The organism is Sphingomonas ginsenosidivorax, from assembly GCF_007995065.1.
Lineage (GTDB): Bacteria > Pseudomonadota > Alphaproteobacteria > Sphingomonadales > Sphingomonadaceae > Sphingomonas > Sphingomonas ginsenosidivorax.
Map to the genome: position 1 here is coordinate 599,120 of NZ_VOQR01000001.1, position 16,783 is coordinate 615,902.

14 protein-coding genes are annotated in these 16,783 nt (G+C 67.5%); 5 read left to right on the forward strand and 9 right to left on the reverse strand.

Translation table 11 applies throughout. From position 1 onward, the window contains the following. Nucleotides 1-7: 7 nt before the first annotated feature. On the reverse strand, nucleotides 8-1,783 hold the full coding sequence (locus tag FSB78_RS02620; protein ID WP_147079696.1) for an ABC transporter transmembrane domain-containing protein: 1,776 nt from the start codon (nucleotides 1,781-1,783) through the stop codon (nucleotides 8-10). 151 nt (nucleotides 1,784-1,934) lie between these two features. On the opposite strand from FSB78_RS02620, the gene FSB78_RS02625 reads away from it, so the two are divergent. Continuing rightward, nucleotides 1,935-3,167: a polyhydroxyalkanoate depolymerase gene (locus tag FSB78_RS02625; RefSeq protein ID WP_147079698.1), complete on the forward strand. Its 1,233-nt coding sequence runs from the start codon at nucleotides 1,935-1,937 to the stop codon at nucleotides 3,165-3,167. A 109-nt stretch (nucleotides 3,168-3,276) separates the two neighbouring features. Here the strand turns inward: FSB78_RS02625 and FSB78_RS02630 are convergent, their stop codons facing one another. From FSB78_RS02630 to FSB78_RS02640, 3 genes are all read right to left on the reverse strand, one after another. Continuing rightward, a complete protein-coding gene (locus tag FSB78_RS02630; RefSeq protein WP_147079700.1) occupies nucleotides 3,277-3,759 on the reverse strand; it encodes a pyridoxamine 5'-phosphate oxidase family protein in 483 nt (160 codons plus the stop codon). 353 nt (nucleotides 3,760-4,112) lie between these two features. Continuing rightward, complete coding sequence (locus tag FSB78_RS02635) at nucleotides 4,113-5,291, reverse strand: acetyl-CoA C-acyltransferase (protein ID WP_147079702.1); 1,179 nt, start codon at nucleotides 5,289-5,291, stop codon at nucleotides 4,113-4,115. Nucleotides 5,292-5,345: 54 nt separating this feature from the next. Continuing rightward, nucleotides 5,346-5,780: a MaoC family dehydratase gene (locus FSB78_RS02640; protein WP_199743232.1), complete on the reverse strand. Its 435-nt coding sequence runs from the start codon at nucleotides 5,778-5,780 to the stop codon at nucleotides 5,346-5,348. Between the two features lie 119 nt (nucleotides 5,781-5,899). Here FSB78_RS02640 and putA point away from each other — a divergent pair, with 119 nt between their 5' ends. Continuing rightward, nucleotides 5,900-8,929 carry a bifunctional proline dehydrogenase/L-glutamate gamma-semialdehyde dehydrogenase PutA gene (putA, locus tag FSB78_RS02645; protein ID WP_147079706.1) on the forward strand — a complete coding sequence of 1,010 codons (3,030 nt, stop codon included), beginning with the start codon at nucleotides 5,900-5,902 and terminating at the stop codon, nucleotides 8,927-8,929. A 138-nt stretch (nucleotides 8,930-9,067) separates the two neighbouring features. Here the strand turns inward: putA and FSB78_RS02650 are convergent, their stop codons facing one another. Both FSB78_RS02650 and FSB78_RS02655 read right to left on the reverse strand, forming a co-directional pair. Beyond that, a complete protein-coding gene (locus tag FSB78_RS02650; RefSeq protein ID WP_147079708.1) occupies nucleotides 9,068-10,240 on the reverse strand; it encodes a mechanosensitive ion channel family protein in 1,173 nt (390 codons plus the stop codon). Between the two features lie 13 nt (nucleotides 10,241-10,253). Then, a complete protein-coding gene (locus FSB78_RS02655; RefSeq protein ID WP_242007946.1) occupies nucleotides 10,254-11,291 on the reverse strand; it encodes a DNA topoisomerase IB in 1,038 nt (345 codons plus the stop codon). Nucleotides 11,292-11,397: 106 nt separating this feature from the next. Here FSB78_RS02655 and FSB78_RS02660 point away from each other — a divergent pair, with 106 nt between their 5' ends. After that, nucleotides 11,398-11,961, forward strand: coding sequence for a type 1 glutamine amidotransferase domain-containing protein (locus tag FSB78_RS02660; RefSeq protein WP_147079712.1), 564 nt, complete (start codon nucleotides 11,398-11,400; stop codon nucleotides 11,959-11,961). A 69-nt stretch (nucleotides 11,962-12,030) separates the two neighbouring features. Here FSB78_RS02660 and FSB78_RS02665 read toward each other — a convergent pair whose 3' ends face one another. The 3 genes from FSB78_RS02665 to FSB78_RS19225 are packed head-to-tail and all read right to left on the reverse strand — an operon-like array spanning nucleotide 12,031 to nucleotide 14,682. Further along, nucleotides 12,031-13,209 carry an acyltransferase family protein gene (locus FSB78_RS02665; RefSeq protein ID WP_147079714.1) on the reverse strand — a complete coding sequence of 393 codons (1,179 nt, stop codon included), beginning with the start codon at nucleotides 13,207-13,209 and terminating at the stop codon, nucleotides 12,031-12,033. After that, nucleotides 13,206-14,552, reverse strand: a complete 1,347-nt coding sequence (locus FSB78_RS02670; protein WP_147079716.1) for a putative O-glycosylation ligase, exosortase A system-associated — start codon at nucleotides 14,550-14,552, stop codon at nucleotides 13,206-13,208. Before FSB78_RS02670 ends, FSB78_RS02665 begins: the two co-directional genes overlap by 4 nt. Continuing rightward, the gene (locus FSB78_RS19225) at nucleotides 14,545-14,682 is read right to left on the reverse strand and encodes a hypothetical protein (protein WP_199743102.1); all 138 of its coding nucleotides are present in this window, start codon (nucleotides 14,680-14,682) and stop codon (nucleotides 14,545-14,547) included. Before FSB78_RS19225 ends, FSB78_RS02670 begins: the two co-directional genes overlap by 8 nt. An 85-nt stretch (nucleotides 14,683-14,767) precedes the next feature. Between FSB78_RS19225 and FSB78_RS02675 the strand changes: the two genes are divergently transcribed. Together FSB78_RS02675 and FSB78_RS02680 are read left to right on the forward strand one after the other, a co-directional pair. Further along, nucleotides 14,768-16,003, forward strand: a complete 1,236-nt coding sequence (locus FSB78_RS02675; protein WP_147079718.1) for a TIGR04063 family PEP-CTERM/XrtA system glycosyltransferase — start codon at nucleotides 14,768-14,770, stop codon at nucleotides 16,001-16,003. Then, nucleotides 16,003-16,728, forward strand: a complete 726-nt coding sequence (locus tag FSB78_RS02680) for a hypothetical protein (RefSeq protein WP_147079720.1) — start codon at nucleotides 16,003-16,005, stop codon at nucleotides 16,726-16,728. The genes FSB78_RS02675 and FSB78_RS02680 overlap by 1 nt, the downstream gene beginning before the upstream one ends. Nucleotides 16,729-16,783: the final 55 nt, after the last annotated feature.

The following is a 16,783-nucleotide window of genomic DNA, read 5'->3' on the forward strand; positions in this document are numbered from 1 at the left end:
TGAGCGGCTAGGCCGCTTCGTTGAACTGCAGGCTGGCCAGCCGCGCATAGAGGCCGCTGTTCGTCATCAGGCTGCCATGACTGCCTTGTTCGACGATCTGGCCGTCGTCCATGACGATGATGCGTTCGGCGGCGCGTACCGTGGCGAGGCGGTGGGCGATGACGAGCGTGGTGCGGTTGGCCATCAGGCGTTCGAGCGCCTCCTGCACCAGCCGTTCGCTTTCCGCGTCGAGGGCACTGGTCGCCTCGTCGAGCAGCAGGATCGGCGCGTCGCGCAGCAGTGCGCGCGCGATCGTGACGCGCTGGCGCTGGCCGCCCGACAGGCGCGCGCCGCCTTCGCCGAGGAAGGTGTCGAGGCCATCGGGCAATTTGCGCAGGAACTCGGCGGCGTTGGCGGCTTCGGCGGCGGCCCAGAGCTGGTCGTCGGTCGCGGTCCAGTCGCCGTAGCGCAGATTGTCGCGTGCGGACGCGCCGAAGATCACGGTTTCCTGCGGCACCATCGCGATCCGGCCGCGGACTTCGGCCGGATCGGCGTCGCGCAGGTCGACCCCGTCGAGCAGGACACGACCCTGGTCCGGATCGTAGAAACGCTGGACGAGCTGGAACAAGGTGCTCTTGCCCGCGCCGGACGGCCCCACGACCGCGACGGTTTCGCCCGGGCGGATGTCGAGAGAGAAGCCGTTGAGCGCCGCGACGTCACGCCGCGTCGGATAGTGGAACTGCACGTCCTCGAACGCCAGCGCACCGACCGGCGGCTGCGGCAGCGCGCGAGGTTGCGCGGGTGCGGCGATCTCGGGGACCTCGCGCAGCAGCTCGCTGAGGCGGCTGGCCGCACCGGCGCCGCGCAGCAGGTCGCCATAGACTTCGGTCAGCGAGCCCAGCGCACCGGCGACGATCCCGCCGGTGAGCACGAACGCGGCGATCGCGCCGCCGCTGATCCGCCCGGCCGCGACGTCGATCGCGCCTTCCCACAGCACCATCGTGATCGACCCGAAGACGAGTCCGATGACGATCGCGGTCATGATCGCGCGCAGCAGGATGCGCGCGCGCGCCGCCGCGAAGGTTGCCGAGACCGCGTCCGAGAAGCGGATCGCCTCGCGCCGCTCCTGCCCGAACGCCTGCACGACCTTCATCGCGCCGAGCGTCTCGGTGGCGATCGACCCGACGTCCGCGACGCGGTCCTGCGAGGTCCGTGAATAGGTGCGCACGCGTTTGCCGAGCAACGCGATCGGCAGGATGATAAGCGGGATGCCGATCATCAGCAGTCCCGCGAGCTTGGGGCTGATTGCGAACAGGTAGATCAGCCCGCCGATCCCGGTGAAGGTATTGCGCAGCGCGATCGACACCGTGCTTCCAACGACCTGCTCGATCAGCGCGGTGTCGGAGGTCAGTCGCGACGCGATCTCGGAGGGGCGGTTCTCCTCGAAGAAGCGCGGCGTCAGGCGCAGCAGATGGCGCTGGACGGTGGTGCGGATGTCGGCGACCACGCGCTCGCCGAGCCAGGAGACGTAGTAGAACCGAACCGCGGTCGCGAGCGCGAGCACGAGGACGATCATCAGCAGATAGTGGAACGAGGCGCTCACCGATCCGCTGGCGCCGGGGCCGAAGCCGCGGTCGATGACCCGCTTGAAGCCGTACGGGATGCCGATCGTCGCCGCCGACGTCGTCAGCAGCGCGAGCCCTGCGAACGCGATCTGGCGGGGGTAGGCGGATGCGTGCCGCCAGACCATTGCAAGGTCGCCGATCCGGCGGGTGGGTTTGTCCTCGGAATTCGGCTTGGCCATGCGGGGGGCGTAGCAGCGGCCGGCGTGGCGCTCAACGACAACCGCCGGGCGCGCGTACGGGGTCGGTCGGACGCCAGATGGTGCCCGGATGTTGCGTTGCAGCGGATATGCGTTACGGCTTCTGTAACGAGTCCTCCGTACGGGATACCCGATGCTCTACGATTCTTACGAGTTCCAGCGATCGATGCTGTCCGGCGCTAGTGCGATGGCGAGTTTTGGTGCCGACATGCTCAGTCACCCGGCAAACCCGTTTTCCTATCTTGGTGGCGGCACCGTCATCGCGTCGGCGCTGCAGGTGTTCGCGCACGCAAACGCGTCGCGGGGTAAGCCCGAATTCGGGTTGCACCACACGACCATCGACGGTCGCGAGGTCGCGGTGCGCGAGGAGGTCGTGCTGCGCCGGCCGTTCGGGCAGTTGAAGCGGTTCGTCCGCGAGGGCGTGACCGGCGGTCCCAAGCTGCTGATCGTCGCGCCGATGTCGGGCCATTATGCGACGCTGCTACGCGGGACCGTCGAGCGGATGCTGCCGAGCGCGGATGTCTATGTGACCGACTGGCGCGACGCGCGTAGCGTGCCGCTGGGCGATGGTCGGTTCGATCTCGACGACTATATCGACTATCTGATCGCATTCCTCGAAACGATGGGCGAGAATGCGGGCGAGGGCGGCACGCACATGCTCGCGGTCTGCCAGCCGTCGGTGCCGTGCTACGCCGCGGTGGCGCTGATGAGCGCGGACCGCAATCCGTGCCGGCCGAAGACGCTGACGCTGATGGGGGGACCGGTCGATACGCGCGAGGCACCGACCGCGGTCAACACGCTGGCGACCGAGCGCCCGCACAGCTGGTTCGAACAGAATGTCATCGCCACCGTGCCGGGCAATTATCCAGGTGCCGGCCGGAAGGTCTATCCGGGCTTCCTGCAGCTGGCCGGGTTCATGTCGATGAACCTCGGCAATCACATGATCTCGCATTTCGAGATGTACAAGCATCTGGTGCAGGGTGACGGCGAGAGCGCGGATGCGAGCAAGGCGTTCTACGAGGAATATCGTTCGGTCTGCGACATGACGGCCGAATTCTATCTGCAGACGATCGAAACCGTCTTCCAGACCCATGCTCTGCCCAAGGGCGAGATGACGCATCGCGGCCGACCGGTCGATCCGGCGGCGATCACCGATGTCGCGTTGCTGGCGATCGAGGGCGAGCGCGACGATATTTCGGGGCTGGGCCAGACGAAGGCGGCACTGACGCTCGCGACGCACCTGCCCGAAGACAAGAAGCGGTACTTCATGGCCGAGGGTGCCGGGCATTACGGCATCTTCAACGGCTCGAAGTGGCGCGACACGATCGCGCCCGTCGTCGAACAGTGGATCGCGGCGAACGCGTAACGCCCTAATTCGTCACACCAGCGAAGGCTGGGGTCTCCCGGTGGCTGGCGCTATGGCCATCACCGGGAGATGCCAGCCCGCGCTGGCATGACGGGAAGGAGTGGCGGGCTTAGCCGACCGAATTGACGACCGCGTGGCTGCTCGATTCACCCGGGGTGATCGTGCCGCCGAACAGCATCTTGACGCGGCCGGTCAGCGAGATGTCGGTCTCCCATAGCTCGGCGCTGTCGATGTCGAAGCGCAGCAGCGTGAGGTTCGGATCGCTCTTGCCGCCGGGAAACCAGGCCTCGACCTGGTTGTTCCAGAGCTTGTCGATCTGCGCCGGGTCGTTGTCCTGCGAGACGGTGCCGGCGAGGCAGGCGAAGAAGTCATGCCCCTTGCCGACGAACTGCGCCATCGCCTCACCGCCGCCGGCGATGCGGTTGTCGCGGCCCGCGAAGAAGTACAGCGTGTTGGGCTGGTCGTCGTCGAGCTGCGCGGTCATCGGCTCGCTGTGCCCACCGCTGGTCAGGCCGACCATCACGAAGGGGCTGTCGTTGAGCTTGGCGAGGAAGGTTTCGGCAACCTGCTGTGGGGTGTCCTGGTCGGCCATCGTCGATCTCCTTTAGGCTTGGGCTGGCAAGAGAACGGGCGGCGCGGGGGATGGTTGCGGAACGTCGTTGGTACCGGCACTCTCAATAACGGCAGTAATCCGGCTGCCGTTCGGAAAGGACAGCGTATGTCTCTTACCGACTTGTGCCTGATACTTGGCGTGATGTTCGCCTTTGCGACGCTGGTCGTAAAGATCATCGACGTCGCGCGAAGATAAGGTGCCGGGCGGGGCTCGGTCTAGCAGCTGAGCCCCAAACGATTTGAGCCCCGGTTGCTAGCACAACCGGGGCTCATTCAGAAAGGCGTATGTCTTACCGCGCATGTACATGCGCGAGTCGAGCCAAAAAGTCAAGATTACAGGACTTCGAACAACCCCGCCGCACCCATGCCGCCGCCGACGCACATCGTGACAACGACATGCTTGGCGCCCCGCCGCTTGCCCTCGATCAGCGCGTGGCCGGTCGCGCGTGCGCCGGTCATGCCGTACGGGTGGCCGATCGAGATCGCACCGCCCGAGACGTTGAGCAGTTCGTCGGGGATACCGAGCGTGTCGCGGCAATAGAGCACCTGCACCGCGAAGGCCTCGTTCAGTTCCCACAGGCCGATATCGTCCATCTTCAGGCCGAAGCGCTGCAGCAGCCTGGGGATCGCGACGACGGGGCCGATGCCCATTTCGTCCGGCTCGGTGCCACCCACCGCCATGCCGATGTAGCGGCCGAGCGGCTGGAGACCGCGCTGCGAGGCGAGCTTTTCCTCCATCAGCACGCTGGCCGAGGATCCGTCGGACAGCTGGCTGGCATTGCCCGCGGTCACGGTCGCGTCGGGCCCCAGCACGGGCTTCAACGACTGCAGCCCCTCGAGCGTGGTGTCCGCCCGGTTGCCCTCGTCCTTGGCGATCGTGACGTCCTTGTAGGAGACTTCCTTGGTCTCCTTGTCGACCACGGCCATGCTCGCGGTCACCGGCACGATCTCGGCATCGTAATAGCCTGCGGCCTGTGCGGCGGCAGTGCGCTGCTGCGACTGGAGCGCATAGGCGTCCATTGCGTCGCGGCCGATGCCGTAGCGCTTGGCGACCACTTCGGCGGTCTGCAGCATCGGCATGTAGACGTCATGGTGCATCTTCACGAGTCCGGGGTCGGGCGCGACGCGCATCTGCGGGGTCTGGACCATGCTGATGCTTTCGACGCCGCCGCCGATGGTGACGTCCATGCGGTCGACGACGATCTGCTTGGCGGCGGTCGCGATCGCCATCAGGCCGGAGGCGCACTGGCGGTCCAGCGACATGCCCGCGACCGTCACCGGCAGGCCGGCGCGAAGCAGCGAGGTGCGGGCGATGTTGGTTGCCTGATGGCCCTGCTGCAGCGCGCAGCCGAGCACGACGTCGTCGACCTGCCCCCCCTCGATCCCGGCGCGTTCGACGGCGGCGCGGATCGCATGCGCGGCAAGGCTGGGCGAGGGAGTGTTGTTGAACGCCCCGCGATAGGCGCGGCCGATGGGAGTGCGGGCGGTGGAGACGATGACGGCAGAGCGCATGAGCGGGGGTCCTTTGTCTGGGAAGTCACAAAAGTCATGGTGAGGAGAAGGCGGTCAGACGACGATAAGCGTCATCCATTCGGCGACCAGGGCAGGCTTGTCGGTGCCCTGTATCTCGACCGTAAATTCCATCGTCTGGAGCCAGCGGCCTGGGCTCTTTTCGATGAAACTCAATAACTTGAAGCGTCCGCGGACGGTCGAGCCGGAGCGGACCGGGGTCAGGAAGCGGACCGCGTTGCCGCCGTAGTTGATGCCCATCAGCGTGCCTTCGACCATCGGCGCGTCGGGCACCTTGGACGCGAGCACCGGCATCAGCGACAGCATCAGGAAGCCGTGCGCGATCGTGCCGCCGAACGGCGTCATTGCCGCGCGGTCCGGATCGACGTGAATGAACTGGTGGTCGCCGGTCGCCGCCGCGAACTGGTCGATCATGGCCTGGGTCACCTCGACCCAGTCGGATATGGTCTCGGTACCGACGCGGTCGGTCATTTCGGCAGGGCTGATCGTCGCCACGGGATTCCCCTTGCGCGCGGTTTGCGGCTAATGCTCCGCGTCTCTAGGCGCGGGGACCCGTTGCCTGCAAGCCTCACCCAACCGGAAGCTGGAATATGACGACTGCCGTAACGTCCGCCGCTCGCGAAGCCATGGCGAAACTGTACCGCGCGAGCGAACCCGATGTTCTAAAGCCGCTACTGGACCGCGCCGCGATGGATGGTGATTCGCGCGAGCGCGTGATGGGCCACGCGCTTGGCCTGCTCGCGGACCTGCGCGCGGCGCAGTCAAAGGGCTGGGTGAACCAGTTCCTGCAGGAATATCGGCTCAATTCGTCCGAGGGCGTCGCGCTGCTGAGCCTGGCCGAGGCGTTCCTGCGCGTGCCCGATCCCGAGACCGCGGACCTGCTGATCGCGGACAAGCTGGGCGATGCGGACTGGCGTGCGCATGCGGGCAAGTCGAATTCGAAGCTGGTCAATTCGGCGACCTGGGGGCTGGTCGTGGGCCGCGTGCTGGTGGGCGAGGGGGCGACGGGTCCGCTGCGCCGGCTGATCAGCCGCGCGGGCGAGCCGTTCGTGCGCCAGGCGGTGGGCGCTGCGATGAAGATGATGGGCGAGATCTTCGTGATGGGCCGGACCATCGACGAGGCGGCCAGGCGGATGCGGCGGCCGGAGAATCGCGGCTTCACCGCGAGCTTCGACATGCTGGGCGAGGCGGCGCGGACGCATGCCGATGCCGAGCGCTACCTGAAGGCCTATGCCGATGCGATCGACGCGATCGGGCGCGATCCAGCGGCGGGGCATTCGATCTCGGTCAAGCTGTCGGCGCTGCACCCGCGTTACGAGGTCGCGCGGTGGGACGAGTGCGTGCCGGCGCTGACTGACATGCTCGCGGGGCTCGCCGAGCAGGCGGCAGGCAAGGGCATCGCGCTGACCGTCGATGCCGAGGAGAGCGAGCGGCTGGAGATGAGCCTCGACATCATCGGCGCGGTCGCGGCACGGCCGAGCCTCAAGGGCTGGGACGGGTTCGGGATGGCGGTACAGGCGTACGGCAAGCGCGCGCGGCCGGTGATCGCCTGGGCGAACGGGCTCGATCGGATCATGAACGTCCGGCTGGTCAAGGGCGCCTATTGGGACAGCGAGATCAAGCGGACGCAGGTCGAGGGGTTGGCGGACTATCCGCTGTTCACCCGAAAGGCAGCAACCGACGTGTCGTACCTGGCCGTCGCGCGCGAAATGCTGGACGCTGAGAACATCCGGCCCGCGTTCGCGAGCCACAATGCGCTGACGGTCGCGACGATCATGGAATGGGCGGGCAACAGCCGCGACTTCGAGTTCCAGCGGCTACACGGGATGGGCGACGGGCTGTACGAGCGGCTGGTGCGCGAGAACGGCTATCATTGCCGGGTCTATGCGCCGGTCGGTGGGCACAGGGATCTCCTGGCGTATCTGGTCCGGCGGCTGCTGGAGAATGGGGCGAATTCGAGCTTCGTGCATCAGCTGGCGGACGAGCGGCTGACCGAGGCGGAGATTTTGGCGGACCCGGTCGAGAAGATCGCGCTCGTCGGCGGGCGGCGGCATCCGAGCATTCCGTTGCCGGTGGATCTGTTCGGGGCGGAGGGGCATCGCAATTCGGCGGGGCTGGATCTGAGTGATGTCGCGACTTTGGAAGCGACCGTGAAGGCGGTGAATGCTCCCCTCGCGCCTGCGGGAGGGGCTGTCGATCTGGCGGTGGCGTCTGCGGACATGCCCTCCCCCAACCCCTCCCGCGAGCGGGAGGGGAGTGACGTTGCGGCCGCTATAGGGCTCGCACATGCGGCGTTTCCGGGGTGGTCGCGGACTTCCGTCGACGACCGCGCGGCGTGTCTCGAGCGGCTGGCCGACCTGCTCGAGGCAAACCGCGACGAGCTGATGGGGATCTGCGTGCAGGAGGCGTTCAAGACGATCCCCGACGCGATCGGCGAGGTCCGCGAGGCGGCGGATTTCTGTCGTTATTATGCGCGCGAGGCGCGGGCCAAGCTGCAGCCGATGGAACTGCCGGGGCCGACCGGCGAGCGCAATACGCTGCATATCGAGGGGCGCGGGGTGTGGACGACGATCGCGCCGTGGAATTTCCCGCTGGCGATCTTCCTGGGGCAGACCGTCGCCGCGCTGGTGACGGGCAATGCGGTGGTCGCCAAGCCCGCGCCGCAGACGCCGCGGATCGCGGCGGCGGCGGTGCGGCTGGCGCACCGGGCGGGTGTGCCCAAGGATGTGCTGGTCTTGGTCCCGGGCGGGCCGGAGGTTGGCGCCGCGCTGACCGCGGATCCGCGGATCCAGGGGGTCGCCTTCACCGGATCGACCGGCACCGCGCGGAAAATCGCGCGCGCGCTGCTCGACGACGAGACGCGGCCGATCGTGCCGCTGATCGCCGAGACCGGCGGAATCAATGCGATGATCGTCGATTCGACCGCGTTGCCCGAACAGGTCGTGGCGGACGTGATCGCATCCTCGTTCCGATCGGCGGGGCAGCGCTGTTCGGCGCTCAGGCTGCTGCTGGTGCAGGCGGACGTCGCCGACACGGTGATCGAGATGCTGTCTGGGGCGATGGACACGCTGACGATCGGCGCGCCGGGGGATCCCGCGACCGATGTCGGGCCGGTGATCGACCGGGCGGCGTATGACCGGCTGATGGGGTACCGCGAGAGCGTCCGGACGCGCTGGGTCAAGACGCTCGACGTGCCGGCGGACGGGCTGTTCGTGCCGCCGACGCTGATCCGGATCGATGCGATCGAGGACCTCAACCAGGAATGGTTCGGGCCGGTGCTGCATGTCGCGACTTGGGCGGCGGGGACGCTCAGCGAGACGATCGCGCGCGTGAACGCCAAGGGCTACGGGCTGACGATGGGGCTGCACAGCCGCATCGCGCGCGCGGCCGAGGTGACCGAGGCGGAGGCCGCGGTCGGCAATCTCTACATCAACCGGTCGATGATCGGTGCGGTGGTGGGGAGCCAGCCGTTCGGGGGCGAGGGGCTGTCGGGGACCGGGCCGAAGGCGGGCGGGCCGCGGTATCTGTACCGGTTCTGTGCGGAGCGGGCGGTGTCTGTGGACACGACGAGCGCCGGGGGGAATGCGACGTTGCTGTCGTTGGATGAGGGCGGGATTTGAGGCAACGTCCACCGTCACCCTGAACTTGTTTAAGGGTCCACCCCGCCCCAGGCGCTATCGCCGGTGGCACGGTGGATGCTGAAACAAGTTCAGCATGACGGGGGGGGGGGGTGGACGTTGCCATCTGCCCGCATGCCCTCAGGCGGCGGTGTCCGCCGGTCGATCGGTCGGGGTTGCCGGATAGGGCATGATGCTCGACCCGTCCGGCGCTGCGGTCAGGTTGACCTGCGTCGGGAAGGCGATCTCGATCCGCTCCTCGTTCAAACGCTGCAGGATCGCGAGTCCGACCGCCGTGCGGCCGGTATAGAAGCTCGCATAATCCGGACCGGTGCTGTCGAACTGGACCTCGAAGTCGAGGCTCGACGCGCCGAACCCGGTGAAGCCGGCGCGGATGAAGATCTTGTCGTTGGCCTCGACGATCTCCTTCAGCATGTCGGGGATCCGCGCGCAGACGTCGGCGGGGGTGAAATAGGTCACGCCGATCACGAATTTCGCGCGGCGGTGGTTGCGCTGCGAGTTGTTGAGGATCTCCTTGTTGAGGAGGTTCTTGTTCGAGATGATCCGCTCCTCGCCGTCGATCCCGCGGATGCGCGTCGATTTCAGGCCGATCCCCTCGACGCTGCCCGAGGTGCTGTCGTAGCTGATATTGTCGCCGCGGCGGAACGGGCGGTCGAAGATGATCGCGAGCGCGGCGAACAGGTCGGCGAAGATCCCTTGCGCGGCGAGACCGATCGCGATGCCGCCGACACCGAGCCCTGCGACGAGGCCGGTCACGTTGACGCCGAGATTGTCGAGCACGACGACCAGCGCGACCGCGAACAGCACGAGCGTCACGAGCAGCCGGATCAGCCCCATCGCGGAGAGCAGGGCCTCACCCGAATAATGTTCGGATGCGGTGCGGTGTTCAATCGAGCCGAGGATGATCTCGCGCGCCCAGATTGCCGCCTGGAACACCGACGCGACCGTCCAGAGGAAGTTGACCGTGGTCGACACCTCCTGCGGCGCGCCAGCGTAGCCGACGACCAGCTTCACCGCGAGCATGACGATAAAGAAGTTGTTGGTCCGCACGATCGCGCGACCGACGACGCTGGCCCAGCCGAACCGCGTGCCCTCGCGATCGCAGAGCCGGCGCCCCAGCCGCCGCGCGGCGTGCAACGCGATGACGATCACCGCACCCGCCGCGAACGCGATCAGGATCTTCAGCCAGTTGGTGTGGATCCAGATCGTGCTCGATTCGAAGAAGCTCTCGAACTGCGCCTGGAGGTCGATCGGTTCGATGAGCGGGGCCTTGGCGGCCGTCGTGTTGGTCATGCGATCACTCTTGTCAGGCCGCCTTGGCGACGGGCGCGGCGATCTTCGCCGCCAGCGTGGGGGCAGCGGGCGTGCCGGCTTCGAGGAATGCGATCAGCCCGCATTCCTCGCGCGTCATGTAGCGTTTGGCGCGCGGCAGCCGCAGCGCGGTGCGGAACGCGGTCTGGCCCTTCTTCACGAGCCCGATCAGCGAGGGGTGGACATAGCTCTTGCGCGCGATCGCAGGCGTGTTGCCGAGCTTGGCGACGACGGGTTCGAGCATCGTCTTGAGACTGAGGTCGCGTTCGGCGCTGGCGAGCGCCTCGAACGCGGCGACGCTGGCGGCCCAGGTGCGGAAATGCTTGGCGGTGAAGTCCTCGCCGGTCGCCGCCTTGATATAGCAGTTGACGTCGGACGAGGTGACCGGATGCGCCTCGCCGGCGTCGTCGACCCAGGCGAACAGATGCTGTTCGTCGAGGTCGGCCATCTTCTTGACGACGCTGGCGAGCGCCCGGTCGGCGACCTTCAGTGTGCGTTCCTTGCCCGACTTGCCCTTGAACCTGAGCTTCAGCGTGCTGCCGCTGACCGCGCCGTGGCGCTTGCGCAGCGTGGTCGCGCCGAACGACTCGTTCGCCTCGGCATAGGCTTCGTTGCCGACGCGGATATGCGCAGTGTCGAGCAGCCGGATGACGGCGGCGACCGCGCGGTCGCGGCTCAGCTTGCGCCGCGCGAGGTCGGCTTCGACCTGCTTGCGCAGCTTGGGCAACGCGTGGCCGAAATCGGCGCAGCGTTCGTATTTGGCCGCGTCCTGCGCCTCGCGGAAACCGAGATGATAGCGATATTGCTTGCGGCCGCGCTCGTCCCAGCCGACCGCCTGGATATGGCCGTTGGGCTTCGGGCAGAACCAGGCGTCGACATAGGCGGGGGGCAGGGCGATCGCGTTCAACCGGTCGATCTCGTCGCGATCGGTGATCCGGTCGCCCTTCGCATCCCAATAGCCCCAGCCGCTGCGAACCTTCTTCCGGGTGATGCCGGGTTTCGAGTCGTCCGAATACACGATCTTCAGCGCCAAATGCGTCGCTCCTTTGGTCTCTGGAAATGTTCGGCGGAGCGCATCGTTCCGGAACGGCGGGGTCGGCCAGGTGTTCTCGGGGCACGCAACCACTGGAGACACCGACATGGCCGATCTATCGCAGGCACGCGTCCTGATCCTCGCCGCCGACGGCTTCGAGACCGTCGAGCTGTTCGAACCCAAGAAGGCGCTCGAGGCGGCGGGTGCCAAGGTGACGCTGGCCTCGATCGGCAAGGATCCGATCCAGGGGATGAAGGGCGACATCAACAAGGCCGAGACGATCACGCCGGACATCACGCTCGAAGAGGTCGATACCGACGATTACGACGCGCTGGTGCTGCCGGGCGGCGTCGCCAACCCCGACAAGATGCGGCTCGAGGACCGCGCGCTCGATATCGTCACCGAGTTCATGGAGGACGGCAAGATCGTCGCCGCCATCTGCCATGCGCCGTGGTTGCTGGCGGAGGCCGACGTCATCGACGGGCGGCAGCTGACCAGCTTCCCGTCGATCCGGACCGACCTGGAGAATGCCGGAGCGGATGTGGTCGACGAGGAGGTCGTGGTCGACGGCAATTTGATCACCAGCCGCAAGCCGGATGACATTCCTGCGTTCAACGCGGCGATCATTGCCGCGCTGGAGGAGGAGCTGGCGGACGAGCCGGTGGATTGATCGTAAGCTGTTCCCCGGCGTAGGCCGGGGCCCAGTTGGGAAACGCGGGGGATAAGCGGCTGCCTGCCTTCACATAGGCCCGCCCAACCGGGCCCCGGCCTTCGCCGGGGAACGGCCAGTGGCCCGCCCGTTGATCCAGCGTTGCGCGGGGCGCTCGACCAGATGGTAAAGCGCTACCGAGCTTGCCATGACAAGCGCCAGGTACAGAGCGATCAGGAGCGGCGGGACCGCGTTAGCATCGTTTACGAACGCAAGCTTGAACATCGTCCAGAGCACAAAGTGGCTGAGATAGGTCGCGTAGCTGATCTCGCCTAGATAATGCAGCGCGCGACCCTCAAGCGGATTGCCATGTCTGCCCACACCCGTTCGCCCTGAGCGTAGTCGAAGGGCACCCGTCCCAATGGGCGACGTGCTGATCGTGCGCTGTGCTTCGACTTCGCTCAGCACGAACGGAGCGGGGGAGGCCGCTGTGAGCGCCAAGACAAGGAGAAGGCAGGCGAATGCCGCGGGGATGACGAGCGTTTCCGGGGTGCCGCCCGCCCAGGTCAGTAACAGCGCGACGCCCGCTGCCGCAACGGGCAGCGTCGACCGGCGGCCGCGCCAGCGCAGCCACAGCGCGCAGACGATCGTGCCTGTCGTGAACTCGGTCAGACAGCGCAGCAGGCCCCAGCGGGGGATGTCGGTGCCGAGCGTCGGCGCGGCCATCGCCAGGTGCAGCAGCAGCAGGATCGCGGCCGCGATCGTGAGCAGCGCGAGCGTCGGCAGGCGGCGCCAGTCGACGCTGCGGACGAGGAGCGGGAAGAGGAGGTACGCGCCCAGCTCCGTGCTGATCGACCAGCTCGGGTCGTTCCATGCCAGTCGGTCGGTAAAGCCCCAGTTCTGGACGAGCACGACGTGCAACGGCAGCTCGGCGAAGGGATAGTCCGACGGGACCGCGCGACCCGTTGCCTTGATCAGCAGCGCGACCGCGACGGCGGCCGCCAACATGACAATGTGAAGCGGCCAGATGCGGGCGATGCGTTTCCGCAGGAACACCGTCGTGCTGCCGCGCCCGCCCAGGCGCTCGTGCCAGGTCAGCCAGATCACGAACCCCGACAGCAGGAAGAAGAAATCGACCGCGAGATAGCCCTTGGCGAAGATCGCGCGGGCCCAGTCGGACAGGCCGGCGATCGACAGGCGGATGTGGTAGAGGACGACGAACCATGCCGCGAGCCCGCGGATGCTGGTCAGCGGACGCAGTTCGGTCATGCGGGGAGCGCAGCGCGGCGGCCCATCGGGCGGAAGCTCTCTTCGCTGCGCTCGCGCGCGAGATAGGTGTCGAGCCCGATCTGCGCGCCGATCAGCATGTAGATGAACGGCTGGAACGCGATCGCGATGAACGCAGCGCCCAGCAGGTAGATGATATGTGCGCTCTGCAGCGCGGCGGCGAGCGGCGCTGCCCAGGGATAGGGGCCGGCGGGGTCGCGGTAGCGGCGGCGCAGGATCTCCATCCGGACGATGCCGATGATGTTGATCATCAGCCATAGCGCGAGCCCGAAATAGCCCTGTTCGCCGAGCATTTCGAAATAGGCGCTGTGATAGGCGCGCGCCTTGTCGACTTCGACGGTTGGGCCGGCGGGGGGCGCCCCGCCGTCCGCGGTCTTCAGGTCGTAGCGGATATGGTTGCCGCGATACGCCTCGAACCCGCCGCCGAACGGATGCGACTTGGCATAGTCGATCGTCCACTTCCACACGGCCAGCCGGGTCGAGGCGGACTGGTCGGCCTGGTAGGTCTGGATCGTGTTCATCCGGTTGGTGAAGGTCGATGGCAGGAAGGGAATCGCGGCGAGGCCGAGCGCGGCGATCCCGCCGAGATACAGCCCCTTGCGCTTCACCGAGCGCAGAGAGAGCAGGGCAAGCAGCCCGATGCAGAGCAGCCCGGTGCGCGTCGAGGTGCCGACCGGGATCAGCAGGCAGGCGAACACGAGCGCAAGACAGAAGCCCTTCACGCGCCAGTCGGGCCTGAAGATCGTGCCATAGGTCATGAACCAGATGATCAGCGGCACGATCGCGACCGCGACCGCGCTGATCGTGCTGCCTTCGTAGAGCCCCGAGTTATTGTCGACCATCAGGTTGAGCTGGCCATAGCCACCGCCGCCCGTCGCCAGCGTCTTGATCCCGCCGACGATGATGATCGACGCGGCGGACAGGATCATGAACAGCAGCAGCGATTCGATCCTGAGGCGCGTGCGCAGCGTGAGCGGCAGGAACGCGGCGAAGGCGAGCGCCTTCCAGACCCAGTCCCATTTCTCCTTCGCCTCGACCGGGAAGTCCGCAGCGATCGTCGTCGCCCAGCAATAGAGCAGCAGCAGCCCGATCAGGACCTGGCGCGGCGCGACGCGGGTGTCGCGCTTGTCGTCGGCGAGCACCCATCCGCCGACCGCGAGCGCGACCGCGATCAGCGAGATCGGCACGGCGTTGAGCAGGTAATAGGTCAGCCGCTGCGGCGAGACGATGTCGATATAGACATAGACCAGGACGAGCAGGAACGGCCGGCGGAACCCCATGCCGAACAGCCCGAGCAGGAACGCGATGAAGGCGAGATCACGCACCGAAGCGACCCTTCTTCTTCGGCGGTGCCTTGGGATCGGGTTCGGAGTCGAGATCGGGCCGCTTGAGCAGCAGGAACGCGGCGAGCATCATCAGGCCGTGGGTCAGGCCGAGCGCGAGATTGTCGATCATGATACGGCCCTGCACAGATACGACGCTTCGTGTAGCCGCGCGCCGGTTGACGCGCCGTTAAACCAGTTCGTGGCAGGGCACACCCATGCGTATTCTCCATATCCTCGACCACGGCCTGCCGTTGCAGAGCGGCTACACCTTCCGCACGCGGGCGATCCTGAAGGCGCAGGAGGCGCGGGGCTGGGCAGTGGCGGCGGTGACGGGGCCGCGGCATGGCGCGGCGGCCGCGTCGGTCGAATCGGTCGACGGGCTAACCTTCCACCGCACGCAGGCCACCGCGAAGCCGGGGCCGATCGGCGAACTGGCCGGAATCCACGCGTTCGCGAAGCGGATCGAGACTGCGGTGGACGCGTTCCGCCCCGACATCCTGCACGCGCATTCGCCGGTGATCGATGCGCTGGCGGCGCTGATCGTCGCGCGGCGGCGGAAACTGCCGCTGGTGTACGAGATCCGCGCGTTCTGGGAGGATGCCGCGGTCGGCAACGGGACCGGGACCGAAGGATCGCTGCGCTACCGGACGACGCGCGCGCTCGAGACCTGGGCGGTGAAGCGCGCAGCGGGTGTCGCGGTGATCTGCGACGGGCTCAGGCGCGACCTCGTCGCGCGCGGGATCGACGGGGACAAGATCATCGTGTCGCCCAACGGCGTCGATCTCGAACTGTTCGGCACCGTACCGCCGCGCGACGATGCGCTGGCGGCGGCGCTGGACCTCGACGGCAAGGACGTGGTCGGGTTCATCGGCAGCTTCTACGACTACGAGGGGCTCGACGACCTGATCGCGGCAATGCCGGCGCTGGTCGCGGCACGGCCGAACGCGCGGCTGCTGATGGTCGGCGGCGGGCCGATGGAGGCCGCACTTCGTGCGCAGGCGTCGGCGTCGCCGGTGGCGGCGGCGATCCATTTCGTCGGGCGCGTGCCGCATACCGAGGTCGAGCGCTATTACGGGCTGGTCGACATCCTCGCCTATCCGCGCAAGCGGATGCGGTTGACCGATCTCGTGACGCCGCTCAAACCGTTGGAGGCGATGGCGCAGGGGCGACTCGTCGCGGCGTCCGACGTCGGCGGGCACCGCGAGCTGATCCGTGACGGAGAGACGGGCACATTGTTCGCGCCCGACGATCCCGGCGCGATCGCCACGGCGCTGGCGGGGATGTTCGCAGACCGCTCGGGCTGGGATGCACGGCGGACGGGGGCGCGCGCGTTCGTCGAACAGGAGCGTAACTGGTCGTCAAACATTCTGCGTTACGAACCGATTTACCAGCGGCTGGTCCAGGCCGCTTCATTGGATGTCTCATGTCAGCGTTCACCAGCAAAAGTCTGATGCGATCCCTCCCGGTCTATGGTGGCCTCGGCGTCGGCGTGATCGCGGCGATCGCGTTCGTCGCGATGCCCGCGGACACGCTCGAATCGCTCGTGTGGAACAGCGGCGTGGCCGCGGTGCTCCCGGTCGCAGCACCGCCGCTGGGCGTCACTGCCCGCGCGCTGCTCGCGCTGGGCAGCGGGGTGCTGTTCGCGGCAGTGACCTGGGCGGCTTTGTACCTGCTGTTCGGGCCGGGCGGGTTCCTGGTGAAGCCGGTGCGGTCCGAAGGCGTGCCGGTGATCCGGCGCGCCGACGCGCATCCCGACGCGCCCCCGCGGCGGCCGATGTCGTCCGCCGACCTCGGCATGCCGCTGATGGAGGTGGTGATGCCGGCCGGGCCCGAGCGGCCGATCCCCGCCGATCTCGATCTGCCACTGGCGGCGTTCGATCCCGCGGCGCTGCTGCAGGTGCCGATGGAGCCGGCACGCCCGGTCGCGCCGCTGGTCACGCCGCTCGTCGGGCCGATGCCGGCACCGATCGTCCAGCCCGAACCGGTGCCCGAACCGACGCCGGCGTTGCGGCGCGACCCGCAACCCGCCGCCGAGCCCGAGCGCATCGAAGCGGTCGAACCGACGCCGGCGACCCGCCCGGTCCGCCCCGCGCCGACGGGCCAGCCCTCGATCGAGTCGCTGCTGCGACGGCTCGAGCAGGGCGCCGGCCGGCGCTCGCCCGCCGCCGCACGCTGACGTACCCGGTCCAAGCGAAAGCACTTTTTCTACAGGGCGCAGTCTGATACCCCGA